The organism is Burkholderia sp. YIM B11467, assembly GCF_052952715.1.
In genome coordinates this window covers 374,732-401,174 of the sequence record NZ_JBQVSQ010000001.1, presented here as the reverse complement: position 1 = coordinate 401,174, position 26,443 = coordinate 374,732, and the positions used below count along the sequence as shown (strand labels likewise).

The 26,443-nt window shown below is 63.7% G+C and carries 16 protein-coding genes; 7 read left to right on the top strand and 9 right to left on the bottom strand.

Going from position 1 to position 26,443, the window contains the following annotated elements; translation table 11 throughout:
* Positions 1-56 precede the first annotated feature (56 nt).
* Both ACTRWB_RS01780 and ACTRWB_RS01775 read right to left on the bottom strand, forming a co-directional pair.
* The gene (locus ACTRWB_RS01780; RefSeq protein WP_446900706.1) at positions 57-629 is read right to left on the bottom strand and encodes an NADPH-dependent FMN reductase; all 573 of its coding nucleotides are present in this window, start codon (positions 627-629) and stop codon (positions 57-59) included.
* A 54-nt stretch (positions 630-683) separates the two neighbouring features.
* On the bottom strand, positions 684-1,274 hold the full coding sequence (locus ACTRWB_RS01775) for a histone acetyltransferase (protein ID WP_446900705.1): 591 nt from the start codon (positions 1,272-1,274) through the stop codon (positions 684-686).
* Positions 1,275-2,439: 1,165 nt separating this feature from the next.
* Here ACTRWB_RS01775 and ACTRWB_RS01770 point away from each other — a divergent pair.
* From ACTRWB_RS01770 to ACTRWB_RS01750, 5 genes are all read left to right on the top strand, one after another.
* Positions 2,440-11,733, top strand: a complete 9,294-nt coding sequence (locus ACTRWB_RS01770; protein ID WP_446900704.1) for a hemagglutinin repeat-containing protein — start codon at positions 2,440-2,442, stop codon at positions 11,731-11,733.
* Positions 11,696-11,983: a hypothetical protein gene (locus tag ACTRWB_RS01765; RefSeq protein ID WP_446900703.1), complete on the top strand. Its 288-nt coding sequence runs from the start codon at positions 11,696-11,698 to the stop codon at positions 11,981-11,983. Before ACTRWB_RS01770 ends, ACTRWB_RS01765 begins: the two co-directional genes overlap by 38 nt.
* A 584-nt stretch (positions 11,984-12,567) precedes the next feature.
* Positions 12,568-14,307: a ShlB/FhaC/HecB family hemolysin secretion/activation protein gene (locus ACTRWB_RS01760; protein ID WP_446900702.1), complete on the top strand. Its 1,740-nt coding sequence runs from the start codon at positions 12,568-12,570 to the stop codon at positions 14,305-14,307.
* Positions 14,308-14,402: 95 nt separating this feature from the next.
* Complete coding sequence (locus ACTRWB_RS01755; RefSeq protein ID WP_446900701.1) at positions 14,403-15,281, top strand: hypothetical protein; 879 nt, start codon at positions 14,403-14,405, stop codon at positions 15,279-15,281.
* Between the two features lie 29 nt (positions 15,282-15,310).
* Entirely contained in the window at positions 15,311-15,931 is a 621-nt protein-coding gene (locus tag ACTRWB_RS01750) for a hypothetical protein (RefSeq protein WP_446900700.1), read from the top strand.
* Between the two features lie 63 nt (positions 15,932-15,994).
* Here the strand turns inward: ACTRWB_RS01750 and ACTRWB_RS01745 are convergent, their stop codons facing one another.
* The gene (locus ACTRWB_RS01745; protein WP_446900699.1) at positions 15,995-17,281 is read right to left on the bottom strand and encodes an isoprenylcysteine carboxylmethyltransferase family protein; all 1,287 of its coding nucleotides are present in this window, start codon (positions 17,279-17,281) and stop codon (positions 15,995-15,997) included.
* A 120-nt stretch (positions 17,282-17,401) separates the two neighbouring features.
* Positions 17,402-19,720, bottom strand: a complete 2,319-nt coding sequence (locus tag ACTRWB_RS01740; protein WP_446900698.1) for a collagen-like triple helix repeat-containing protein — start codon at positions 19,718-19,720, stop codon at positions 17,402-17,404.
* A 360-nt stretch (positions 19,721-20,080) separates the two neighbouring features.
* On the opposite strand from ACTRWB_RS01740, the gene ACTRWB_RS01735 reads away from it, so the two are divergent.
* Positions 20,081-20,479: a carboxymuconolactone decarboxylase family protein gene (locus ACTRWB_RS01735; protein WP_343490577.1), complete on the top strand. Its 399-nt coding sequence runs from the start codon at positions 20,081-20,083 to the stop codon at positions 20,477-20,479.
* A gap of 68 nt (positions 20,480-20,547) precedes the next feature.
* On the opposite strand, the gene ACTRWB_RS01730 is transcribed toward ACTRWB_RS01735, so the two are convergent.
* Genes ACTRWB_RS01730 through ACTRWB_RS01720 form a run of 3 tightly spaced genes read right to left on the bottom strand, consistent with a single transcriptional unit; the run spans position 20,548 to position 24,024 of the window.
* Positions 20,548-21,534, bottom strand: a complete 987-nt coding sequence (locus tag ACTRWB_RS01730) for an alpha/beta fold hydrolase (protein ID WP_446900697.1) — start codon at positions 21,532-21,534, stop codon at positions 20,548-20,550.
* Positions 21,535-21,541: 7 nt separating this feature from the next.
* On the bottom strand, positions 21,542-23,125 hold the full coding sequence (locus ACTRWB_RS01725; protein ID WP_446900696.1) for a flavin-containing monooxygenase: 1,584 nt from the start codon (positions 23,123-23,125) through the stop codon (positions 21,542-21,544).
* Entirely contained in the window at positions 23,122-24,024 is a 903-nt protein-coding gene (locus ACTRWB_RS01720) for an SDR family NAD(P)-dependent oxidoreductase (protein WP_412025112.1), read from the bottom strand. Before ACTRWB_RS01720 ends, ACTRWB_RS01725 begins: the two co-directional genes overlap by 4 nt.
* A gap of 88 nt (positions 24,025-24,112) precedes the next feature.
* Here ACTRWB_RS01720 and ACTRWB_RS01715 point away from each other — a divergent pair, with 88 nt between their 5' ends.
* Complete coding sequence (locus ACTRWB_RS01715; protein ID WP_193101168.1) at positions 24,113-24,769, top strand: TetR/AcrR family transcriptional regulator; 657 nt, start codon at positions 24,113-24,115, stop codon at positions 24,767-24,769.
* 24 nt (positions 24,770-24,793) lie between these two features.
* Here the strand turns inward: ACTRWB_RS01715 and ACTRWB_RS01710 are convergent, their stop codons facing one another.
* A complete protein-coding gene (locus tag ACTRWB_RS01710) occupies positions 24,794-25,123 on the bottom strand; it encodes a hypothetical protein (RefSeq protein ID WP_446900695.1) in 330 nt (109 codons plus the stop codon).
* Between the two features lie 372 nt (positions 25,124-25,495).
* Complete coding sequence (locus ACTRWB_RS01705; RefSeq protein ID WP_446900694.1) at positions 25,496-26,398, bottom strand: LysR substrate-binding domain-containing protein; 903 nt, start codon at positions 26,396-26,398, stop codon at positions 25,496-25,498.
* Positions 26,399-26,443 lie beyond the last annotated feature (45 nt).

The window sequence follows — 26,443 nt, the reverse complement described above, 5'->3', positions numbered from 1 at the left end:
CGACAGGCGCAATGTCCGATTCGTTTGGACTGCGATGCGTTGCCGGATGCGCAACGTCAGTGCGGCGGCTCGCCTTCGGTTATCGCCGCGCCGAGCGCCTGCAATGCTTCGGCCAGCACCGACGCGAACGGCGGATGCGCGGCGATGCCCGCGGCGTCGAGCTGACTCCCGAGGATCGGCAGCGTGATCGACGCGGGCTCGATGATGCGCGCCGACATCACGGATAACGTTTCCCGCAGCGCCGCGTTCGCATGCGTTGCGCGCGGCGATGCGTTCAGCACCGCGACCGGCTTGTGAACGATGGCCTCGCACCCCACGACCCAGTCCAGCGAGTTCTTCATCACGCCGGTTACGCCGTGCGCGTATTCCGGGCTCGCGATCAGCACGCCGTCCGCCGCGTTCAGGCGATCGATCAGGTCGCGCACGGCGGCGGGCGACGGAAATTCCGCATCGGGATTGAACAGCGGGAATTCGCCGAGGCGATCGAAGCGCGTGATGCGCATGCCGCGCGGCGCGACGTGTGCGGCTGCATCGAGCAGCGCGGCGTTGTACGACTGCGACCGGAGGCTGCCGCACAGGGCGACGATGTCGATGCGGCGGTCGGCGTCGGTTCGGAATTCGGTGGTCATCGATGAGCGTTTCGGTTGGCGTGGTGCGCAGCCGCGTCACGCGGACCGGACGGATTATCGCATCGGCGTTCGATCGGCGTCGGCCATCCCGGCCGCGCGTGCGAATGCGCCGATTTCCCATCCGTTGCCGAGCAACAGCCGCCGCGTATGCAGCGCGCCGTGCACGTCGTCGGCGACGGTTTCGCCGAGATAGCGCAGCGCGCGGCCCTCGATATCGACGAAGCCGTGCCGGTAATCGTGCGCGAGCGTGGTCCACAGCTGCGCGGCGCCGACCGACTGGCGCGCGCCGCTGATCAGGCACAGGCCCGCGTCGAGCCCCCAGCGATACAGCGTCGTCGCGAGGCCCTTGCGTTGCGACGAGCCGCGCAGCCGCGTATGCGGCGCGCGCAGGTAGCGGTCCGCGCGGCGCGGGATTTCGGGAAGGCGGTTGAACACCGTGTAGCCGGCGAGTTGGCGCGCGGCCGGATCCTCGATGTACAGGAAGTATTCGCCGTCCGCCTCGCGGTGGCGGACGATCAGGCCCGAGCGGCCGAGCGCGACGGCCGGCAGGCCGTGCAGACGATGGCTCGGCTGGTGGAGGCGCGCGTAGAGCGTGTCGAGTTCATCGTCGATGTCGTGCTGGGAGTGCTGTACGTCGATGCGCATGGCAAAAGTCGCCCGTCCCGGGCGGTTCGAGAAAGGGGTTCATCGCAAAAAGGGGAGAGGAGCGGGTGCGGCCCCCGGGCTCGGCGAAGCGAGCCGGGGCCGCGAATCAGCTGGGGATGTGCTGGAAACCGGCGGCGATCGCGGCGAGGCCCGCGATGCAGAGTGCGAACAGGATCAGGACTTTGTGGATCACGCCTCTTTCCTCATGAATGCGCGGCGCCGGCGGGCGGCATCGCGGAGACGGTGAGCGGCGGGCACGGCCCGCGCGGCCGTCGTGCGGGACGACGGTCGGGTGTCCGGGCGACGGGGCGCACGCGGACGGCCGGAACCATACGCCAGGCGATCGAGCTGGGCAATCGGACTGGCGGGGAAAAGCGACGAAAAGCGGAGAAAAGCGTTGTTTCGCGACAATTGGCCGCAACGGAGCTGCGTATCGCGGGCGGTGCGCGAGTCGCGGTCAGCGCGGCACTGTGCGATTGGTTAGGGAGATTCGTCATCGCGACCCATCGAGCTTGAAAGACATCGATGCGACCCAGTGCCGAAAGGGTCGCGCTGCTGTTGCAGATCCGCGACACCGTGAGCGATGCGCCGCTTGTGTTCGACGCCCTGAACTCGCGGGCTAGGCACGTGATGCGAATGTCAATGAAAAAACTCAAGTTCCCATTTTGTGCTCCCGGGTTCGAACGCATTTTCACGCTGGATAAGTGACGTGAGCTGTAGGACAGATCCTTGATCTGAACGACGTCGATCCGCCGCTTTCCGATCAATTCAGTGCTGAATCGCGATGAGCGTACGCGATGCCGGTCCTGAAGATGATTTTCGTATTCGGATTATTAAAAATCGGAGGGCACCAATTAAATGGTTTCAAATCGTTAAGGAATCGAATCGGTCGATGAAGTTTTTGAGCTGAACTCCACGTGAAGCATGGCCGAAGGAACGGATGCTTAACCGAGAGCGCGGTGCGTTTTAGCAATTCCTGACACTGTGCCGACAAATATTTCGATAGATTACGCCACGAGAGACCAATCCATTTCGCCGTAGCCGGAGTGAAGAAGAGTCGGGGAAAGCTCGGCAGCGTTGTTCTTGGCGCTACTGTCCTCTTCTGCACTTGCGCGCGGCGTTTCGCATTCATCCGCTTGGCGCGTGATCGCGCGTCCGTCGCACCATGAACAAAAAACAATATCGTCTGGTATTCAGTTGCGTCCGGGGTATGTTGATCGCGGTCGAAGAGACCGCCAACTCGTCAGGAAAGGTACGCAATGGAGAAACGGTTCGGGCCGAGGGCGGCCGGTTGCAACGTGCGGCGGTGAGGTTTGCGCTGCGCCACGCGGCGTTTGCGGCGCTGGTTGCGACAGGGGCGACACCGCTTTGGGTGGGCGCGCAGGTAGTCGGAGCGGGGGCGAATGCACCCAAGGTCGTGCAGACCCCGAATGGCTTGCCGCAGGTCAATATCAACAAACCCAGTGGCGCCGGTGTTTCGCTGAACACCTATTCCCAGTTCGATGTTCAGAAGCCGGGCGTGATCGTGAACAACTCGCCGGTGATGACGAACACGCAGCAGGCCGGCTATATCAACGGCAACCCGAATTTTGGCGCGAACGACGCAGCCAGGATCATTATCAATCAGGTCAACAGCAACAATCCTTCGCAACTGAGGGGTTATGTCGAGATTGCTGGCCAGCGCGCCGAGATGATTATTTCGAATCCGTCCGGATTGGTCGTTGACGGAGGTGGATTTATCAATACCTCGCGCGCAATCCTGACAACCGGAGCGCCGAGTCTGAATGCGGATGGGTCGCTGGCCGGTTTCAACACGACGCGCGGCCTGATTGCGGTGCAGGGTGCCGGCCTGAATGCCACGAACGTCGATCAGGTCGATCTGATCGCCCGGGCCGTACAAACCAATGCGGCCATTTACGCGAATAACCTGAACGTTATTACAGGTGCGAACCAGGTAAACCACGATACGCTGCAGACGACGCGAATTCAGGGCGAAGGCGCCACGCCCGCCGTGGCAATCGACGTCGGTCAACTGGGCGGCATGTACAGCAACCGGATTTTCCTGGTCGGCACCGAGGGCGGTGTCGGGGTCCGGAATGCCGGGACGATCGCAACGGATGCAATGGGCCTGACGCTGACGGCGGACGGCCGGTTGGTGCAGTCGGGCAAGATCAGTTCTCTCGGCAACGTCGCAATATCGGCTGCCGGCGGTGTCGAGAACAGCGGCACGACCTATGGGCAGCAGTCGGTGTCGCTGAATACCGGCGCGGACGTGGTGAATACCGGTACGCTTGCCGCGCAGCATAACGTGGGCGTGACTGCGGGTTCGCTGAATTCGACGGGCCTGCTCGGCGCGGGGGTGAACAGTGACGGCGTCGCCACGCAGGCGGGCGATCTGCAGGTCACGACGACGGGCCAGTTGAACGCGACCGGCAAGAACATCGCGGGCGGCAACGTATCGGCGACAGGCTCCGCAGTGAACCTCGCAGGAAGCACGACGGCCGCGAATAGCGGCCTGTCGTTGACCGCAACAACCGGCGACGTGAATCTCGCGAACGCGACGACGAGCGCCCAGGGCCCGATTACGGCGAATGCGGCCGGCACGGTCAACAACGACCATGGCAACGTGACGAGCGGCGGCAGTACGAGCCTGACGGGCGGCCACGTCTCGAATCAGGGTGGCACGGTATCGTCGCGGGGGCCGCTGTCGGTGACGGCCGCGGGGCAGATCGCCAACCAGGCAGGTGTGCTCGTGTCGGAAAACACGATCGCGCTGCGCGCCAACACTATTGCAAACAATCAAGGCACGATCCAGGGCGCCGGACATGCGACTGTCGATGGCAACACGATCGACAACACGGCGGGCCGGATCACGTCGCTCAATACCGACGGGCTGGAACTTACCGCGACCGGTCAGCTCACGAACGTGGTCGGCACGACGGCGAACGGCGCACAAGGCGGCGTGATCGGCGGCAACGGCGATGTGACCGTGCGAGGCGGGAATATCGCCAACCACGCGACGATCACGTCGAACACGAACCTTCAGGTTTCCGGTCAATCGGTCGACAACCGCGGTGGCACGCTGAAGGCTGCGCAACAGGTGGCGGTCGATGCGGGCGCGCGGCTGACCAACAACGACGGCACCATCGTCGGTCAGACAGCTGCACTGACTGGCACGACCCTCGACAACAGCGCCGGCAATGTACAGGCCGATCAGATTTCGTTGTCTGCGACCGATGTGGTGAACCACGGCGGCACGATTACGCAGACCGGCGTCGGCGCGATGGCCGTCAACGTCTCGGGCACGCTCGACAATTCGAGCGGCGGCATGCTGCAAACCAACAGCACCGACCTGATGCTCGCGCCCGCTTCGTTGCTGAACGACGGCGGCACGATCACGCATGCGGGCGCCGGCACGCTGACGCTCGGCAATGGATCGGGTTCGGTGTCGAACGTCGGCGGCACGATCGCCGGCAATGGGCGTATCGCGGCTCAAACCGGGTCGCTGAACAATACGTCGGGTTCGATCAATGCGCAGTCCGGGTTGACCACCACGGTCGGCGGTACGTTGAACAACACGAACGGCAAGCTGCTGTCCAACACCGACCTTGACGTCACCGCCAGCGCTTTGACGAACAACGGTGGCCAGATCGGCGCGGGCACGAATGCGTCGATCCAGGTCGCGTCGATGACGAATCAGGGTGGCGCGATTGTCGGTCCGAATCTGAGCGTGCGCGCAAACGATTCACTCGACAACAGCGGCGGCAAGCTCGAAGCCAACCAGCTCGCGCTGACCACGCCGACCCTGACGAATCATGGCGGCACCATCACGCAATATGGTTCATCGGCGATGAGTGTCGATGTGAGCGACACGCTCGACAATTCCGCGGGCGGCGTGATTCAGACGAACAGCACTGACCTGACGCTTGCCGCTGCGCAATTGAACAATGCGGGCGGCACGATCACGCACGCGGGCACGGGCACGTTGACGATCGCACCGGGGCGTGGATCGAGTACGCTGGAGAACGCTGCAGGCACCATCGTCACGAAGGGGCAAGCTGTTCTCAATGCCGGCAACTGGAACAACGCGAACGGTATCCTCGCGGCACAGCGCGGCATCAGTGCCACCATTGCCGGCGACGTGAACAACGCGCAAGGGCTGGTGCGCGCCGGAACGTCGGTGTCGTTGACGAACGGCGGCGCGCTGCTGAACCGGGGCGGTCATATTCAGGCAGGACAGGCAACAGCGGGTGATGCGAGCACGCTCGCGATTCAATCCGGATCGATCGACAATGCCGACGGCTCGATTACCGATCTTGGCGCCGGCAAGATGACCGTGCAGGGCGGCAGCCAGATCGTCAACAGCCACGCGGGCGGCGTGTCGGGGATGGGGGCCATTACCGGTAACGGCGACGTGACGGTCAACGCGGCGTCGATTTCCAACACGCAAGGCGGGCAACTGAGCGGCGCGTCGCTGCATGTCCGGGGCAATACGCTGGACAACTCGGGCGGAAAAATCGGTAACGTCACGAATTCGAACGGCGACGTGGACGTGACGACGAGCGGTGCGGTCACGAACACGGGTGGGCACATCAGCTCCACGCACGACTTGGCGGTCACGGCCGCGACGCTGCAAGGCGGGGGCACGTACAGCGCGGCTCACGATGCCAACGTGAGTCTGCAAGGCGATTACACGACGACGCCCGACACACAGTTCAACGTCGGTCACGATCTCGCGTTCACGCTGCCCGGCACATTTGCGAACAACACAAACCTGCAGTCGGTCAACAACCTGAGCGTCAATGCAGGCAACATCGTCAACGTGGGCACGATGATGGCCGGCGGCTTGCTGCATACGCAGTCGGGCAATCTGACCAATACCGGTTCGATCATCGGCGGCAGCACGTCGATCAATGCGGCAGGAACGGTGTCGAACCTCGGGCCGACCGCATTGATCGGCGCATCGGACAGCAACGGCACGCTCGAAATCCTCGCGCGCGACATCGAGAACCGCGACGACACCACGGCGACCGATTCGATGGCGACAACGGCCATCTTCGGCATGGGGAAAGTCGTGCTCGCGGGTGGCAAGGACGCCAGCGGCAACTACACGAACGCGGCGCTCATCAACAATGCGTCGGCGTTGATCCAGTCCGGCGGCGACATGGAGCTGCATGCCGACAAGGTGACGAACACGCGTCACGTGATGACGACCACCGGCTACACGAACAATGTCGATCCGGCCACCCTGGAAAAGTACGGCATCAGCATGTCGGGCTGCGTAGCCTATTACATGGAAGCTTGCAGCGGCAAGGATGTCCACTGGATCAACCTTTCGCGCGATCCGAACTTTCCCGATTACGATCCCGCCCCAGTCATCGCTAAGCTAAAGGAACAGCCTGGTGGCGTATTCACCGTTCCGCCGAACGGCGGGCAGTGGAACAGCGGCTATCAGTACACGACCTACACGGGCGTTGCGGTCGCGAACATGATCAAGGACATCAGTCCAGCCGGACAAATCGTCTCGGGCGGTGCGATCGACGCATCGTCATCGGGCACGGTGCAAAACTACTGGAGCAATATCGCAGCGGTAGGCAATCTGAAGCTGCCTGCCAAGTACGATGGGGACGGCTGGGCGGCGACGGGCCAGCAAGCGCCGGGCGTAACGGTCACCTACTCGGGCCAGTATCACTACAACAACTACGACAACACCGAGCACAACTGGCAGTTGCCGTTTGGTGACGCACCGTTTGTCGGCGGTCACCCCGGCGGCTATACGCAGGCGGCGCCGGCCGATGTCAAGAAGTACGGCTTGCCGGATTACAGGTCGACGTTGGGTTCCAACGGGACGATCTCCGGAACCGGCGTGAGCATCAACAACACGGCCGCGTACGCGTCGATTCCGTCTCTCGGCCTGCTCCCCGGGCAGGCCGTGCCGGGCCTGACGATCGGTGGCTTGAGCGGCAGCGCCAACGGGGCGAAATCGGGGGCGTCGGCCGTGCATGGCGGCGTGACGACGATCGATCCGGTCATCGCGAGCGCAACGGCGCTGAACGTGCTCAACAACCTGACGATTCCGCAGGGCGGCTTGTACCGGCCGGACTCGTCGCCGAACGCGAGCTACGTGATCGAGACGAATCCTGCGTTCACGAATCAAAAGAACTTCATTTCGAGCGACTATTTTTTCAGCCAGATCGGCGTCGATCTCACGCATATTCCGAAGCGGCTGGGTGACGGGTTCTACGAACAGCAACTGGTTCGCAATGAAGTGACGGCGCTGACCGGCAGGGCCGTGCTGGGACCGTACACGGATCTTCAGACGATGTACCAGTCGCTGATGGCGGCCGGTGCAAGCGTGTCGAAATCGCTCGATCTGCCGATCGGCGCGAGTTTGTCGGCCGACCAGGTGTCGAAGCTGACCGGCAACGTGATCATGATGGAAACGCGCGTGGTCGACGGGCAGTCGGTGCTGGTGCCGGTCGTGTATCTCGCGCAGGCAAACCAGCAGAACGTCAACGGACCGCTGATTACCGCGACCGACATCGATTTGAAGGACGCGCAGAACTTCACGAACAGCGGCACGATGAAGGCGGACAACACGCTGTCGATTCAAGGCAAGCAGATCGACAACGCGTTCGGCACGCTGCAAAGCGGCGGGCTGATGTCGTTGACGACGACCGGCAATGTCGACTTGACCTCGGCCAAGGTGAAGGCCGGCAGCCTCAATGTGGACGCAGGCGGTAACCTGATTCTCGACACCGCGACGAAGACCGACACGCGGGTGAGCCGCGACGGTGCAACGAGCGTCACGACGACGCTCGGGCCGACGGCTCAGGTCGACGTGACGGGTGACGCGGCGATCAGGACAGGCGGCGACTTCCAGCAGAACGCGGGGAATCTGTCGGTCGGCGGCAATTTCGGCGCGAGTATCGGCGGCGACTGGACGCTCGGCACGCAACAGACCGGCGAGCACAAGATCGTGCAGCGTGCGAACGGGGTGTCGGATACGAACCTCAACAGTGTGGTCGGCAGCACGGTCAAGGTTGGCGGGGTCTCCAATATCGGTGTCGGTGGCGATTTCACGGCGAAGGGCGCGCAGATCGACCTGGGCGGCGGCGGCACGATCGCGGCAAAAGGCAATGTGACGCTTGGCGCGGCGAGTACGACGTCGACAGTGAACGCCAGCAGCTCGGGAGACGAGGGTAGCCGGAGCTACGCGGAAACCAAGCATGCGTCGGATCAAGCGCTGACTGGAACGACGCTGACGGGAGGCAATACCGTCAACCTCGTGTCGGGCAAGGACATCGCGCTTTCCGGCAGCGCAATCAGCCTCGACAAAGGCAATGCGAACCTGCTGGCGGCGGGCAACGTGAACGTCGGCGCGGCGACCGCGACGCGCGAATTCAATTCGCATGAAACGCATAGCCATAGCAATGTCGTCAGCGGGTCGAAGGTCGCGAGCGGGATCGATCAGACGGCGACCTATAGTCAGGGCAGCACGATTTCGGCGGATGGTGTCACGGTTACTAGTGGTCGGGACATCAACGTGACGGGCAGCAATATCGTCGGCACGAACGATGTGTCGCTGTCGGCCGCGCGGGACGTGAACATCAAGACCTCACAGGACACGGTTCAGTCGTCGACTTATTACGACAAGAAGGAAACCGGTCTGATGTCGAATGGCGGCCTGTCGGTGTCGGTTGGTTCGCGTTCGAACTCGGACAAGCAGCAGTCGTCATCGGTGACGAACAACGGCAGTGCGATCGGGGCGCTGAACGGTAACCTGACTATGAGTGCGGGCAATGATCTGCACGCGACTGGCAGCATCTTGCATGCGGGCAACGACGTGAATCTCACTGGCAAGACCGTGAAGATTGACGCCGCGACGGATACATCCAACTTTGCAGAACAGCAGCAGTTCCGTCAGGCCGGCGTGACGGTGGGCGTGACGAATCCGGTCGTCGCGGCGGTGCAGACTGGTCGGCAAATGACGAACGCCGCGCAAAGCGTGGGTGGCGATCCTCGCCTGATCGCGCTGGCAGCCGCCACGACGGGCCTTGCTGCAAAGAACACCTATGATTCGCTGAAGCAGATGGGTGGTGACCCGGTGAAAGCCGCGACAAGCGTCGGGATCAACATATCGGTTGGGGCAAGCAAGAGCGACAGTCAGATGCAGGCGCAGTCGAGCACGGCGGTGGGAAGTACTGTGTCGGCAGGCCGCAACGTTACGATCGCTGCCGCCGGTGCCGGCAAGGGTAGCAATATCGACGTGATTGGCAGCACGATTTCGGCAGGCAATAACGCGAAGTTGGCTGCCGAAGGCAATGTGAACCTGCAGGCGGCAGAAAATACCAGTAGCCAGCACAGTACGAACAGCGGGTCGAGTGCATCGGTGGGAGTGTCGTTCACCGTCGGCGACAAGACGGGGGTAGCGTTCACGGCGGGCGTCGCTGGCAATCGCGGCAACGCGGATGGGGATTCGTCGACATGGACGAATACGCATGTGACTGCGGGCAACCAGCTTACGATTCAGTCTGGCGCGGATACGAATCTGAAAGGCGCAGTTGCGTCGGGAAAACAGGTGATTGCCGATGTCGGCGGTAACCTGAACATCGAGAGCCTGCAGGACAAGGATCACTACGATTCGAAGCAGCAAAGCGCGGGCGTATCGGCGAGCGTGTGTGTGCCGCCACTTTGCACCGGGAAGTCGAGTGTGGCGGGCAGCGTTGGCCAGACGAAGATGAACAGCGATTACGCCAGCGTAATTGAGCAATCTGGTATCAAGGCCGGCGACGGTGGCTTCCAGATCGACGTGAAGGGCAATACCGATCTCAAGGGTAGTGTGATTGCGAGCAGCGACAAGGCCGTCCAGGAAAACCTGAACAGTCTGACCACCGCGACTATTACCCATAGCGACATCGAGAACCACGCAGTGTACGACGCATCCTCGATCGGACTCTCGGGCGGCTATGGCGGCACCATCGGCAAGGATCAGAAAGGCACGGCGAATAACGTGAATCCGGTGCCGGGGACGTCGCTGCCGAAGGGGGGCGGCGGTTTGCAGGTTGCGCCGCCAGTGGCGCTCAGTGCTTCCGGCGATGCGAACTCCACGACCAAGAGCGGTGTCAGCGGTGGCGCTATTGCAATTACCGACGGCACGAGACAACAGCAGTTGACAGGCCAGACTGCCGTCGAAACTGTGGCGAGCATCACTCGTGACACCTCGAACACCGGAGGTGCGCTTGCACCGATCTTCGACAAAGAGAAAATCCAGGCCGGGTTCGACATTACGAGCCAGTTCATCAATCAGGCGGGAACGTTCGTGGCGAATCGCGCGGCGGAAGCCGACGCAGCGAAGGCGGCCGCGAATAACCCGAATCTGACACAGGATCAACGTGCAGTTGCCCAGCAGCGTGCCGATGAGTTAAATGCTAATTGGGGGCCAAGCGGTACCTATCGTCAAGTACTGACGGCGTTGTCGGTGGCAGCGGGCGGCAATGTTACAGGAGGCGTGGGCCAACTCGCGCAGAGTGCGACGGTGGTGTATCTGCAAGAACTTGGTGCAAACCAAGTGAAGCAGATTGCCGACCACATGGGTAGCGAAGAAGCGCGTGCCGCACTTCATACGATTGTCGGTTGTGCAGGCGCGGCTGCCAGCAGCCAGAGTTGTGGCGCGGGTGCAATGGGGGCGGCGACTAGTTCTGTCCTCGGGAGTCTGCTTGCGCCGTCCAATGGACTGTCAGCATCGGAGCGTGAGGCGCGCGACAATTTAGTGACTAGCTTGGTTGCTGGCGCCGCAGCGGTGTCGAGTCAGAATGTAGCTACCGCGGCTGGTGCCGGTAAAGTTGAGGTCGAGAACAATCAGGTCGCACCGATGGCCCCGGTTCCCGGCTGGTTCGCTGGATTCAAGCTACCGGGGTACAAGGGCGAGACAGCAGGCAAAGGCGATGGCGTGATAGCCGATCCGGCTACTGTGCTTGATCCGAAGATCAAGCCAAATGGGCCGTTGATCTATCCTTTACCTGACGCCAAGACGGTTGGGGACTGGATTACGGCGATTTTCCCGGATCAGGCGAAGGGGTTGGTGGATTATGTCATCAACTCGTGGAAGACGACTGGAACTGGTGGTGAGCCAAATGGAAAGGGTGATGCACGTACGAACACTAAGGATCTTCAGAATTCAGCAGATCAACCCTTTAACGATTCAGGATTATCCGCGGCGGCCAGAGCGTGGGATAAGCACGCGGGTCGTCCAGGAGGGACATTCGAGCCGCTTTCTGGATCTATTGCTGATAAGAATGCCGCGGCAAGCGAGTTTGTGAGTAAAGTACTAAATTCCCCAGACACAACGAGGACGGATCTATCGCGTGGAGGTGTTGAATTTCGATTGCCTAGCGGACAGGGGGTGCGATTTAACGCGGATGGATCATTTTCTGGCTTTCTGGATCCAAGGAAATGAGGTGAATGTTATGAGTGGATTTGGTGTCGACTTTGTTAGTGATATGAGTCACGAACATCTGATGGCCGAGATCAGTTTTAATGGTCAGCGACTTTGTATTTTGGATAAGGAAAACGGAAATGACAAAATTGAAGTTGAATTCTTGGTTGATCTGTATGTCTTGGCTGAAGCTGTGAAAATGAAGTTTAGTCTTGATGAGTTTATTAAAGTGATGGAATTGGCGAAGTCTGACCTAGTGAAGTGCGTGTGATTGGTACTGTGAAATTGGATGGATTCTTTGTGATAGAGGATAAGGCGTGTGGAATTTCAAGGCGTTGTGCGAAATGCGATTAAGAAGCTCGGGATGTAAATGGCGTTGGGGTGTGAAGTAAGTGTCGTCGTTGAGGTGCGAAAATTTCTGGTTGTCGAGCACCATGCTTCGTCGATCGGGCGCTCGGGTTGGTTCGACATTGGCAAAAATCAGTAAGATGCTGCGAATATTCGGAGCCCGATGCCAGATATTTATCCGTCGAATGGAAATGTGGCCAAAATAGCTGTAGATCTTTATCCGTGAAGGTATGGCAATGAACCATGCAATGACGACGTTTCCGAGTTGGGGGCCGGTGGCTCTAATGATGTCGGCAATATTTTTTTGCCTGTTCCTTTATCCGTATGTTCGAATTTTGCATCGAACAGGACATTCGGGTTGGTGGGTGATTATGCTGTTGATTCCCGGTGTGAATCTCGCTGCGATTTGGATTTTTGCGTTTGCGGAATGGCCAGCGTTCAACCGAAAGTGACGCTTGATAAGCGTGTGACGCTGCCATCGGTCATGATCAAGTTTCTAAAAAATACATGAAAACCATTCACCGGGGAAAATCTGCAGCGGCAACGCTGCTGTTTGTCGCGACCAGCTTGTCTGCGCAAGAAGCACCGCGCCCTATTCTTCCTGGCAATGACCAGCAGGCGCGTCAGCAAGAAGAAGCACGCGAGCGTGAACGAACAGTTTCCGCGTCGGGCGTACGCTCGGGCGTGACGGCAAGCTCCGGGCATCCAATGCTGCCGTCGGAAGTGCCCTGCTTTCGCATCGACCGGTTTGTGCTCGACGTACCGAGTTCATTGCCCGATGCAGTAAAGGCACAAGGTGCCTCGGCATTACCGATGGATAGTTTCGCGTTTGCGCGCGAGTGGCTTGGCCACTACGCAGGGCAGTGCGTCGGCAAACAGGGGCTCGACGTGCTCGTCAAAGGCCTGTCGCAAGCGATTCTGTCGCGCGGCTATGTCACGACACGCGTACTGGTGCCCGAGCAGGATCTGGCCTCCGGTACGTTGAAACTCGCGTTGATCCCGGGAGTGATTCGTCATTTGCGCTTCGCCGATGAAAAACTTCGCGGTACCTGGAAAACTGCATTCCCGACGCGCGATGGCGATCTCCTGAATCTGCGCGACCTCGAACAGGGTCTCGAACAGATGAAACGCGTGTCGAGCCAGGACGTGTCGATGCAGATCGTCCCGGCTGACGTTCCCGGCGAAAGCGACGTAGTACTCGATGTAAAACGCAACAAGCCCTGGACCGTCGTCGCATCGATCGACAACTCCGGCACGCGCGCCACCGGCAAGCTGCAAGGCAACCTGTCGCTCGGCATCGACAACCCGCTCGGCCTGAACGACATGTTCAACGTCGGCGTCAGCCAGGACCTCGAATTCGGCGACAAGCGTCTCGGTTCGCATGGCTGGAACGGCTTCTATTCGATTCCATGGGGTTACTGGACAGCCACGCTGTCCGCGTACACGAACACCTATTACCAGCAGATTGCGGGTGTGAATCAGACATTCGTCGCGAGCGGCAACTCGAAGACGGTCGATTTCAAACTGGCCCGCGTGCTGGCGCGTAGCCAGAACGACGTGTTCGGCGGGTATTTCCGTTTGTCGCGCCGCTTCGGGCAGAGCTTCATCGAAGATACCGAGATTTCACAGCAGCGCCGCAACAATACGATCATCGAACTTGGCCTGACCGATCGCCACTACTTCGGCGGCGCGCAGTTCGACGGTTCACTTGCCTACCGTCAGGGTGTCGGCGGATTCGGCGCGCAGGACGACATGCTGGCGGCAGGCGGCGGCCCGACCTATCGCTTCAGGATGGCAGTGCTCGACGCGAACTTGTCGGTGCCGTTCGCGATCGACAAGCAGCCATTTCGTTACGTCGGCACGTTCCACGGTCAGTACACCGGAAACACGCTGTACTACATCGACGACTTGACCATCGGCAGCCGCTACACGGTACGCGGTTTCGACGGCGAAACGATGCTTGCCGCGGCGCGCGGCTTCTACTGGCGCAACGAGTTGCAAATGCCGATCGGCCAAACGGGGCAGGCGGTGTATGCGGGGCTGGACTACGGGCGCGTCTGGGGGCCGCAGCCGATCGTGCTGGTCGGGACGCAACTGGCCGGAGCGGTGGTCGGCGTGAAAGGCAGTATCGGCACGCGTTTTGGCGCATACGCGTACGACTTGTTCGCGGGCACGCCGATCTACAAGCCGTCAGGTTTCCCGACCGCGCGTGTCACGGTCGGGTTCCAGGTCACTGCACAGTTTTAAGCAGGGCATTTCGCGTCGCCGAAGATGTGACATTGAGGAATGTGGGCGGCTTGATGTTATTTGTTAGGAATATTTAACATTTTTGAGGGTGAGTCATGAAGAAGCAAGTGCTTTTGGCCGGTGTGATGGCGGCGACGGTCCTGCTGGCGGCATGTGGCGGTGACGACGGTGGGGTTGCCAATGCGGGCGGCAGCACATCGAACAGTAACGACGCAGGGACGCCGACCACCACGTCGCCAGGTGTGTCCCAGCCATCGGCCCAGGCGGCATGCCGACCGAACGGCCGTTTCACCTATTCGGGGTCCGCGTCTCAGGTAGCGGCGAACAACGGCCAACTGGCCGTGCTGGTTGTACCCAGTCTGCCGACGGCCTATCAGAAGAACAGAAACATCACCGCGTCGAACGCGCCCGCATCGAGTCAGGTGCAGCAGGCAAGTGGTGCGTTTACGACGCTTGCGTCATCGGCTGCTGCGACCGACTGTCTTGGGCTCGACCATGGGGCGGTGACCGAGATTCAGAGTGTCGGCAGCGATGTGGCGATCGGTCGGTGGAATCAGGCGATGGACACGGATGGCAATACCTATACCAGCGAGCAAGGCATTCATTACGCGGTCGGTACGCCTTTGTCGTTGTCTGCGACGAGCGGCACGCTCGCGTGTACCCAATTGATCGCGGACACGGTGGCACAAAACAATGGCAACGCATCCGGCACGCTTGGCACAAGCTCGGCCACGCTCGATCTCGGGGCGCGCAAGCTCACCAATCTGAGCCTGTCGATCAATCTGGCGAATACGCAATACACATTGACGAACACACAGGCACCGTTGAATGGTGTCTCGACGACCGGGCAGTTGTCGGTGCAGTCGGTTGTCGTGGGGCATGATGCGACGCAGCCGCTGATCGCCGTTGGTTACTCCGCGACATTGCCGAACACGCAAGGGATTGGCGGCGTAGTGATCCTGTCGTGCCGTTGATCGCGATCGGGGCTTTAGCGGAGCAAATAATGAAGATTCAATGGTTTCTGGCGGGACTGATGGGGTCGGCAGTCCTGCTGACGGCTTGTGGTGGCGGTGACGGCGGTGGCAGTTCGACGAGCAACAATGGTTCGGCAGGTTCGACCGCTCAGACCGGGACGAACAGCACAACCGATACAACCTCGCAGGCAGGATCGGATGGACAAGCGAATGCAGTCAAGTGTCCCGACAGCTATAAGTCGATACAGGTGACGAAGAGCGCGATTCCGAATGCAACGATGACGCTCGTCACCGACGACGGTATCGCCACGTTGACCTTCAAGACACCGCCTGATGGCGTAGTTCGCGACGGGACGATTTGCCTGGGCAAGCCCGACCCGGTGCCGGCCGGCGTGAAGGCCGACTATGTGTACGAGATCAAGGCGTACGGGGCTTTCGACAACATGTTCAACCGGACACTGACCTTGAACTTCAAGACGGACGTGGTCCCCGATCCGAACCCGCCCGTTGTGGAAATGGCGGATCTGTCGAGCGGGAACGTGACCTACAAGCCGACCATCCCCGGTTCGGTGTATTCGGTCCGACCGAACTACAGCCTGGCTGTTGCCGCAAACTTTCCCGGTCTGTACGTCGTGCGTCTGACGCGGTAAAGGCCGGCTCCGCACCGCATGGATCGTCGGCGGTGCGGGCGTGTTCGCGGTTCCGTTGCTTCGTTATGCCGGCTGCCGCGCGCCGGAGAACGCCTGCCTGATCCGCGCGAACAGCCCGTGCTCCGCGATCCATTCGGCATACGCGCGATAGTCGGGGTCGCGCATCAGGTGGCGTTCTTCCGTCTTCGCGCGCAGGTAATAGATCAGGTTGACCGCGACGAGCGCGGCGCAGTGCATGAGCCCGATCTGCCAGCCGAGCGGCTCGACGAACGGCACCGACACCATCCAGTACGACAGGTTCTTCGTGATGTACGCCGGATGCTTCGTGAAGCGGTACGGGCCCGACGTGATGATCCCGCGATTGGTGAGGTTCGAGAAGCGCAGCCCGAACGAGATCGTCGACAGTGCATACGTCAGCAGCAGCAGGATGATCAGCGCGCCCCAGATCACGCGCAGCGTCGGCGCGGACAGCAGCCAGTTGTCCCAGAACAGCGAGCCTTCGTAGCGGATGTAGTGGCCCGAGATCAGCGACCAGAACGGTTGGTAGCAGATCAGCGCGGCGCCCCAGCCGAGTGCCGTCGGTTCGACCGTGCGCACGTGGCTGTCGAGGATGCGGAACGTGCACAGATAGCCGACGGTGCCGAACATCAGGTCCATCGTGAACGACAGGTCGTACATGAACGTGAAGGTCGCGATCGACATCGGCGCGCTCATCGCGTGCGCGAGCGACGCGGTCAGATGATCGGCGTCCTTCGACAGGTAGACGGTCATCAGCGGCAGGAAGAACGACTTCACGCCCCAGCCGGCGAGCATCTCGCGCACCGGCTGCCAGCTCGCGGGCTTCTCGCGGCGGAACAGGAAGCGGCCCCACAGCAGGTACGCGTCGTCGGTTTCGCGCTGATGGCGGTCCATCCACATGAAATAGAACGGCGCGGCGACGATCACGTACGGCGCGAGCGCGCGCAGCAGCGACCAGAACGGCAGGTAGAAATCGCCGTGATATTCGGGCAGCAGCCAGTACAGCATCCCGATGCCCGCGTAGATCGACGTGAGCGCGCCGAGCCGTGTCGCGACGCGCGCGAGGCTAAGCGGCCGCACGGCCTGGCGCGACAGCCCCGCGCTCGGGCGCAGGTAGACGCGCGAGATGAGGATTTCGTGCAGCGCGATCGTGCCGATGATTGCGAGGCTCGCGATGATCGCGCGCGTCGCGGCGTCGAGGGCCGGCTGGTCGCGCGTGAACCACAGCGCGAGGAGCCCGGCCGTGATGCCGAGCAGGCCGGCACGGAACGGTGTGGCGGAACGGGGCGGGCGGTCCTGGACCGCGGCGATGCCGTCGAGCGTGGAATTCATGATCGGATCCTCGTCGGGATGAGGGCCGGCGCCCCCGCTTGGCGGGTGACGCCGGCCGTCGGCCGGGCTTTGTATTGATGCGTGCCCGGCCATTGGCCTGTGGTTCTGGTAGGTAAGACGTTACTTCTTGGTGCCGCCGCCCAGCAGACCGCCGAGGAGGTTCGTCACCGGCGACAGCAGGTTGGCTGCACCACCCGCGGCACCGCCGTTCGAGCTGCCGGTCAGACCGGCCGCCACGGTGCCGCTGCCGGCCGGTGTCGTCGCGGTGCCGGCCGCGCCGCTCGGGGTGACCGTCGCGCCGGCACCGGCGCCGCCGGCCGGCGTCGTCAGCGCGCCCGTCAGCGTGCCGACCGGGCCGCTCGTCAGCAGGCCGCCGAGGGTGCCCGTCACGTTGCCTCCCGGCGTCGTGACCGTGCCGGTGAGGCTTGCGCCGAGCGGCGTCAGCGAGTTGACGAGGTTGGTGACCGGCGCCAGCAGGCCGCCGACGCCCGACCCACCGGTGCCGCTCGTGCCGCCGGTTCCGCTGGTGCCGCCCGAGCCGAGGCCGCCGAGTGCGCCCGTCACGGTACCGAGCAGGCCGGTGACCGGTGCCAGCGGGCCGCCGCCGGTGCCGCTCGTGCCGCCGGTCCCGCTGGTGCCGCTCGAACCGAGGCCGCCGAGTGCGCCGGTCAGCGAGCCGAGCAGGCCCGTGACCGGTCCGAGTGGGCCGCCGCTCGTGCCGCTGGTGCCGCCCGAACCGCTCGAGCTGCCGCCGCCGAGCCCGCCCGTCAGCGTGCCGAGCAGGCCCGTGATCGGGGCGAGCGGGTTGCTGCCGCCGGTGCCGCTGTTGGAGCTGCCTGCGTTGTTGTCGTGGACGAGGCCGCCGGTGGACGTCACCGTATTGCCGAGCTGGGCCACGACGCCGCCGAGACCCGCGCCGAGCGGGTTGTCGGTCGCGCCGCCGACCTTCGTGCCGGCGGTTGCGAGGCCGTTGCCGAGCGTGCTCAGCAGGCCGTTGAGCGGCGTGCCGAGCAGCGTCACGCCGCCGAGCGTCTGCGTGGCGCCCGGTGTCGTGACGCCGCCGGTCAGCGTGTTCGTGATCGGGTTGATCACCTTGCCGACCTGCGTCTCGAGCTGCTGGACCGGCGAGCTGTTCAGCGCCGTGTTGAGGCCGGACGCGGTCGAGTTGACGGCGCCGCCGACGGTGTTGACGAGATCGCCGACGAGCGTCGTCACGGGCGACAGCGGCGACAGCGGGCCCGAGCCGAGGCTCTTCACCGCGTTGCCGAGGTTGTTGACCGTGCCGCCGGCGCCGGTCAGCAGGCCGGTGGTCGACGTCAGCGTCGGTCCGAGCGGGTTCGCCGACACGCCGATCGAGCCGAGACCGGCCGCGACGCCGTTGCCGAGCGACTGCACGCCGTTGCCGAGGCTCGTGACCGCGTTGCCGATGCTGGTGGCCGTCGTCGGGTTCGTGCCGGGGATCTGCACGCCGCCGATCTGCGCGCCGCCGTTCGCGACCGTCGTGCCGAGTGCCGTCACGAGGTTGCCGGATTTCTGGAGGACATTGCCGAGCGGGGTGACGCCGGTGCCGGAGGTGCCCGAGGTGCCGGAAGTACCCGACGTACCGGAGGTACCCGAGGTGCCAGACGTACCCGAGGTGCCGGAAGTGCCCGACGTGCCAGAGGTACCCGACGTACCGGAAGTGCCCGAGGTGCCGGAAGTGCCCGAGGTGCCGGAAGTACCCGAGGTGCCGGAAGTACCCGAGGTGCCGGAAGTGCCCGAGGTGCCGGAAGTACCCGAGGTGCCGGAAGTGCCCGACGTACCGGAGGTACCCGAGGTGCCGGAAGTGCCCGACGTGCCAGAGGTACCCGACGTACCGGAAGTGCCCGAGGTGCCGGAAGTACCCGAGGTGCCGGAAGTGCCCGACGTACCGGAGGTACCCGAGGTGCCGGAAGTGCCCGACGTACCGGAGGTACCCGAGGTGCCAGACGTACCCGAGGTGCCGGAAGTACCCGACGTACCGGAAGTACCCGACGTACCGGAAGTGCCCGAGGTGCCGGAAGTACCCGACGTACCGGAAGTGCCCGAGGTACCGGAAGTACCCGAGGTGCCGGAAGTGCCCGACGTACCGGAAGTGCCCGACGTGCCGGAAGTGCCCGAGGTGCCGGAAGTGCCCGACGTACCGGAGGTGCCCGAGGTGCCGGAAGTACCCGAGGTGCCAGACGTACCCGAGGTGCCAGACGTACCCGAGGTGCCGGAAGTACCCGAACTACCGCCCCCCGACGTCCCCGACGAACCGCCGCCCGACGTGCCGGAAGTCCCCGAACTGCCGCCCGTCCCCGACGTGGTCGGCTTGATCGTCGGCGGGGTCGTCGGTCCGTCGACCGAACCGCAACCATATAGCGCGAGCAGCGACGTGACGGCCATCGTTACCGTCGTCTTCTTGAAAATGTTGTGCATGTTGGCCTCGACATTGGAAGTGTGTCCAAGCCTGCACTGCAAATTCCGCGCCACGACAGGTTCCGCGAAACGGTGTCGCGCTTTGTTGCGAAAATCGGGAATATCAACGCGATTTAAACGCATGAATGACGGTTTCGCGCGGCCGGCGCGTAAGGTGCGTCAGTGCGTACATGGCGATGTTCCCGTGAGCCGCCGTAACGCGCGGCGCAATGTTACGTAGCGTTCGACATCGCGTCACGCGGTCGGCCGCGAACCGAGGGCCGCGTCTTTGACGAAACGCGGCGGCCCCGTGAACATGACGCGACATCTCCCGGCCGCCGGCGCCGCCGAAACGGTCACGACCTCACACAGGACACCGACATGAGCGAACAGGACAGGGAATACGGCAAGGCGCGGCGGATCGACGTGATGGGCGAGGCGTTCGTCGAGCGCGCGATGCGCGATCTCGACGGTTTTTCGCGGCCGCTGCAGAACTGGCTGAACGAACACGCGTGGGGCAGCACGTGGCAGCGGGGCGGGATCGACCTGAAGACACGCAGCCTGTGCACGTGCGCGATGCTGGCTGCGCTCGGCCGCAGCACGGAACTGAAAGGTCATATTCGCGGTGCGCTCAACAACGGCGCGAGCCTCGTCGAGATCCGCGAGGTGCTGCTGCACAGCGCGCTGTACGCGGGTGCGCCGGCCGCGGTCGAGGCATTCCGCAGCGCGCGCGAGGTGATCGCCGATCTCGGGCTGTCGGTGCCCGACGACGAAGCCTGATTCCGCCGCGGCGCCGGCTGTCCGGCACGGGATCAGGCCTCGTTTCGTTCCGGCCTGGTGCTGGGTGCTCAGTGCTCGACACGCGCCGTTTGCGCGGCGGCATCAGCGGGCGCGGCGGCGACTTCGAGCAGCCAGTCGGCCGTCGCATCGGCAATCGTGATCGGCAGCATGTGACCGCCTTCGACGACCTTCAGCCGCACGCGTGCCGATTTCTTTGCCAGCGCGTCGCCGTGCTCGCGCCAGTTCAGGATCGGATCGGCGCGGCCGTACAGCACGTCGACCGGCAGCGCGAGGTCCGCGTAGCGGCGCTCCATCGCGGGCAGGTCGACGGGCGCCGACAGCAGGTCGGTTGCCGTCGCGTAGAACACGTGCGGCCGCATGCCGAGCAGCCCGCCGCCCTTGACGGGGAAGTCGCGCGGCACGTCTTCCGGCGCGAACACCTGGCGCACGGCCTTGCGGCCGGTCAGGATCGTCAGCGGGATCGCGAAGGTCCACGACACGAAACGGCGCACGAGCGGCGACGGCAGCATCAGCGGCCGGAACGGCGCCGGCGGCTCGGGCTGCTGGTGCGACAGCGGCGCGATCAGCGCGAGCCGGCTCACGCGGTCCGTGTGGTTGAGGCCGACCGCGAGCGCGATCGCGCCGCCGAGCGAATGGCCGACGAGCACGGGCTTGTCGAGCCGCAGCGCGTCGATGAACGCGGCGACCGTGCGGGCCTGCGCGAACACGTTCGCCTGCGAGCCCGCACCGCGGATCGAGCGGCCGGCGCCGGGCCGGTCGATGAGGATCACGCGATGCTGCTGCGCGAGCCGCGTGAGCGGCAGATACGCGAAGTTGCGCAGTTGCCCCGCGAGCCCGTGCACGAACACGATCGGCGGGCCGTTGCCGTATTCGACGTAGTGGATGCGGTCGCCGCCGATGTCGACGAAGCGGCCTTCGGGCGGGAACGCGCGCGTCACGCGACGGGCCACATAACCGGAAAACAGCGCGAGCGCGGCGAGCACCGCGACGACGCCGAGCAGCACGTTCTGGATCAGATGGAGCGTATGGGTCATGTCGGTCTCAACGGGTTTCGAGTGCGGGTTCGGCAACCGGCGCGGTGGCGGCCGGGCCGGCTTTCGCGCGGCGTTCGAAATGCATCGCCGAATCGGCGAGCGCGCTGAACTTCAGCGATGCGAGATCGAGCACGTAGTTCTGATGGAATTTCCACGGCTTGCGGTGGCCCTGCTTCGGCAGGATGCCGGCCGCGCGCTGGATGTAGCCCGAGCTCAGGTTGACGGCCGGCACGTCGCCGAGATCGCCGGCCCCGAGCCGCGGCACGCACGTGTCGTAACCGTTCGCACGCATGTGGTTGAGCAACCGGCACACGTAGCGCGCGATCAGCTCGGCCTTCAGTGTCCACGACGCGTTCGTGTAGCCGAACGACGACGCGAGGTTCGGCACGTCGCTGTACATCATCCCCTTGTACGACACGGTGTCCGGCAGGTCGACCGCGCGGCCGTCGACCGTGACGCGCGCGCCGCCGAGCATCTTCACCTTCAGCCCGGTCGCGGTGACGATCACGTCCGCGTCGAGCTGCTGGCCGCTCTTCAGCTTGAGGCCGGTCGGCGTGAAGCGCTCGATCTCGTCGGTGACGATCGACGCGCGGCCCGCGCGGATCGACTTGAACAGGTCGCCGTTCGGCACGAGGCACACGCGCTGGTCCCACGGCATGTAGCGCGGCGTCAGGTGCTTCTCGACGTCGAAGCCGGGGCCGAGCTGCTTGCCGGCCGCGCGGATGATGAACTTCTTCGTTTGATCGGGTTTGCGGCGCGACACGTTGTACAGGTACATCGTCAGCAGCACGTTCTTCACGCGCACGAGCCGGTGCGCGAGCCGCGACGGCAGCACGCGGCGCAACGCGTTCGCGATCTTGTCGCGCGCGGGCAGCGACACGATGTAGGTCGGCGAGCGCTGCAGCATCGTCACGTGCTGCGCGTCGGCCGCCATCGACGGCACGAGCGTGACGGCCGTCGCGCCGCTGCCGATCACGACGACGCGCCGGTTCGCGTACGACAGATCCTTCGGCCAGTGCTGCGGATGCACGAGGTTGCCCTCGAACGTGTCCATGCCGGGCCAGTCGGGCCGGTAGCCGGCGTCGTAGTCGTAGTAGCCGCTGCACATGAACAGGAAACGGCAGGTATAGACGAGTGTGTCGGCCGCGCCGTCGCGCGTGCGCTCGATGCGTACCGTCCAGCGCGCGCGGTTCGAGTCCCAGTCGGCCGCGACGACTTTCTGGCCGTAGCGGATCGTCTTGTCGATGCCGTAGGTGCGTGCGGTGTCGCGGATGTAGTCGAGGATCGTCTGGCCGTCCGAGATCGCCTTGTCGCTATGCCACGGGCGGAAGCTGTAGCCGAGCGTGAACATGTCGGAATCCGAACGGACGCCCGGATAGCGGAACAGGTCCCAGGTGCCGCCGCTCGCCTCGCGCGCCTCGACGACCGCGACGCTCGCATGCGGGCAGCGCTGCTTCAGGTGGTACGCGGCGCCGATGCCGGACAGGCCGGCGCCGACGATCAGCACGTCGAGGTCGCGGTTGTCGCCGTCGTCGCGGCGGGCGCCGGGGGCGGGCGGCGCGTCGCGCCGGTCGGTCGTCGTCGAGGTCATGCGGGGTCCTTGGTCGGCGTGGTCGGGAGTGCGGCCGGGGCGTGGGTGCGTTCGAGGTTGCGTGCGCGGGCGCGGCGCACGTAGCGCAGCATCAGCCGCTGGTAACCGGCGCCGAGCACGCGTGCGATCCGGTCGAGACGGCGCGCGTCGGCGCCGACGAGCACGCGGCGCGCATTACGCTCGACGCCCGCGAGAATCTGCCGCGCGGCATCGTCGGCCGTCGTCGCGTTGATCAGGCGGTTCGCCTGCCGGCGATGGGTCGCTTCGTCCTGGCCCGTGAGCGCGTGGATGCTGGTATCGACGCGGCTCGCGTCGACGATGTTCGTCGCGACGCCGCCCGGATGCACGCAGGTCGCGCTCACCGGCGCGCCGTCGAGTTCGAGCTCCATCCGCAGCGCCTCGGTGAAGCCGCGCACCGCGAACTTGGTTGCGTTGTACGCGCTTTGCGTCGGCATCGCGACGAGCCCGAACAGGCTCGACGTGTTGACGACGTGCCCGTCGCCCGACGCGCGCAGATGCGGCAGGAACGCCTGCGTGCCGTGCACGACGCCCCAGAAGTTGATGCCGACGATCCATTCGAGATCGGCGATGCGCGCGGTCTCGGCGCTGGCGGCCAGCGACACGCCCGCGTTGTTGAAGACCAGGTTGACCTTGCCGTGTTCGGCGCGGACGAAGTCGGCCCACGCGAATACCGCATCGCGGTCGGCGACGTCGAGCCGCCGCGTGCTCACGCGCACGCCGTGCTGCGCACAGGCGGCCGCCGTGCCGGCGAGCCCGACATCGTTGACGTCGGCGAGCGCGACCGCGCAGCCGCGCCGCGCGAGCTCGACCGCGAGGCTGCGGCCCATGCCCGAACCAGCGCCCGTGATCGCGGCGACTTTCCCGGAAAACCCCTTCATCCGTCGTTCCTCCCGTTCCGCTTGCGCTGCGCCGGCGGCGCGTCTATTGTGGTGTTGATCGTCACCACTTTAGTTTTCGGGTGTCCTGATGTCAAATAGCGGAATGGAGAAAGCACTCGAAACGGAAAAACGGGGCCGCTCGTATGGCGGCGTGGCGCCCGAGGTGCGTGCCGCCGAGCGGCGCGATGCGTTGATCCGCGCGGCGACGCGCGTGTTCGGCACGGTCGGGTTCCGCAAGGCGACCGTGCGGTCGATCTGCCAGGAAGCGAAGCTGAACGATCGCTATTTTTATGCGGCGTTCGCCAGCACCGAGGATTTGCTGCGCTGCACCTACCTGCATCACGCGCAGCAACTGCATGACGCGGTCGCGCAGGCGGTCGCCGCGCGCGGCGGCGATCTGCGCGAGAGCGTCGACGCGGGGCTTGCCGCGTTCTTCGCGTTCCTGCGCGACCCGTGCGCGGCGCGCGTGCTGCTGCTCGAGGTGATGGGCGTGAGCCCGGACACCGACATGACCTACCAGCGCATGCTGATCGACTTCGGCAAGCTGATCATGGCGATCGGCGCGCCCGGCGAAGCGACGACGCCCGCGGAGCGCACCGAGCAGCGGCTGATCGGGCTCGCGCTCGTCGGCGCGATGACGAACGTCGGCGCGGCGTGGCTGCTTACCGACTATCGCGACCCGGAAGCGCAGATGGTGGCGAGTTGCAGGAAGGTGCTGCTGGGGACGTTGCGGGAAATCGGGTAATCGGCAGGCATTGCACCGTTCGCGTCACCGCCCGGCAATGGCAGGCTGAAAATGAAAAAAAGCGACAACTGCACGGCGCACTGGACGCTGCGTCGTTTGCGTGTGCGATTTAATCGTCTTTTGAGTAAATAAAAAGGCGGTCGATTTTTGATTGAAAAGCGGATGTCGGGAAGTCGTCATTTTTAATTTCGGTCCCATGTGACGATGAATTGATGCAATCAATGTGGAGCGAATTAAAAAGCAGCGCAATGCGAGAATATGTTCGCATTGCGCCGATCGTGGCGCAAATCCTTTGCGCCCCAGGCACGCTCGATCAGGAACCCGTATATCCGCCACGCGTCCAGCCATCACCATCCCAGCACCACTCGGTCGTCGAGCCCCCGCTGGTCGCGTAGACACGAATCGACGGTGTGGTTCCCGATGAAATTGTGGCGGCTTACATTTCAAACCCCTTGATTGATTTAATGAGTCGGAGAATTGAAGTGCTTCGGCAAGCGCAGGTCAGCGAATTGCCATGAACAAGTTTAGAGGATAAGCCGCAAATTAAATATCGGAATGTTTGGATTCAATAATCTCGTTTATTCACAGTTGCGGAGCGGTTCGAAAGCGAACTGGAAGCGTGGGGAAATCGCCGCATGCCGGCATTGCGCGGGCCGGATCCGGTCGGGCGCGCCGGGCGGCCGTATGCGGCACGCAAGCGCTTGCGTCCCGTGCCGATGAGCCGGCTCACGCGGGCCGATTGAAAACGGAGGTCTGGCGCTCGCGTTCGCCCGTGATCCAGTCGCCGAACAGCTGGATCTTCTGCTGCTGCTCGGCGCCGCCCGGATACACGAAGTAATAGCCCATCCCGGTCGGCAGCGACACGTCGAACGGCGTCACGAGCCGGTGCGCCGCCACGCTTTCGTCGACGAGCGTCCGGTCGCCGATCGCGATGCCGTAGCCGTCGATCGCCGCGTGGGTGGCGAGGTCGAGCGTCTCGAAGCTCAATCCGCGCGTCGAGTCGACGTGCGGTGCGCCCGCATGGTCGAGCCACCGTTTCCAGTCGCGGTGATCGCGGGTCGGATGCAGCAGCGTATGGTCGGCCAGGTCGTCGACGCTTGCGAGTGGATGCCGGTTCAACAGGTCCGGCGAGCATACCGGCGTGAGCCGCTCTTCGAACAGCGGGATCGCATGCATGTCGGGGCCGGCGCCGGGGGCGTAGATCACCGCGGCGTCGAACGGCTCCATGCGGAAATCGACGTGATGGCCCCAGGTCGTCGTGATCTGCACCTGGAGTTCCGGGTGCTCGGACTGAAACCGCATGATCCGCGGCAACATCCACTGCATCATGCAGGTCGGCACCTTCAGCGCAAGTTCGGTGCGCCGGCGCGACAGGCGCATCGATACCTCTTCGATGCGCGCAAAGCTCTCGCGCACCGTCGGTAACAGCAGTTCGCCTTCCGCCGTCAGCGTCAGTCCCTTTGGCGTGCGCTTGAACAGCGGGAATTGGTAGAACGCCTCCAGCGCGAGGATCTGCCGGCTCACCGCACCCTGCGTCAGGCACAGCTGTTCGGCGGCGCGCGTGAAGCTGCCGTGGCGGGCGACGATGTCGAAGATCTGCAGCGCGTTGAGGGAAGGCAGTCGTTTCATCGGAAAGGCCGGCATGGAACGGGCGATCGGAAGGGGCGGGTGCGG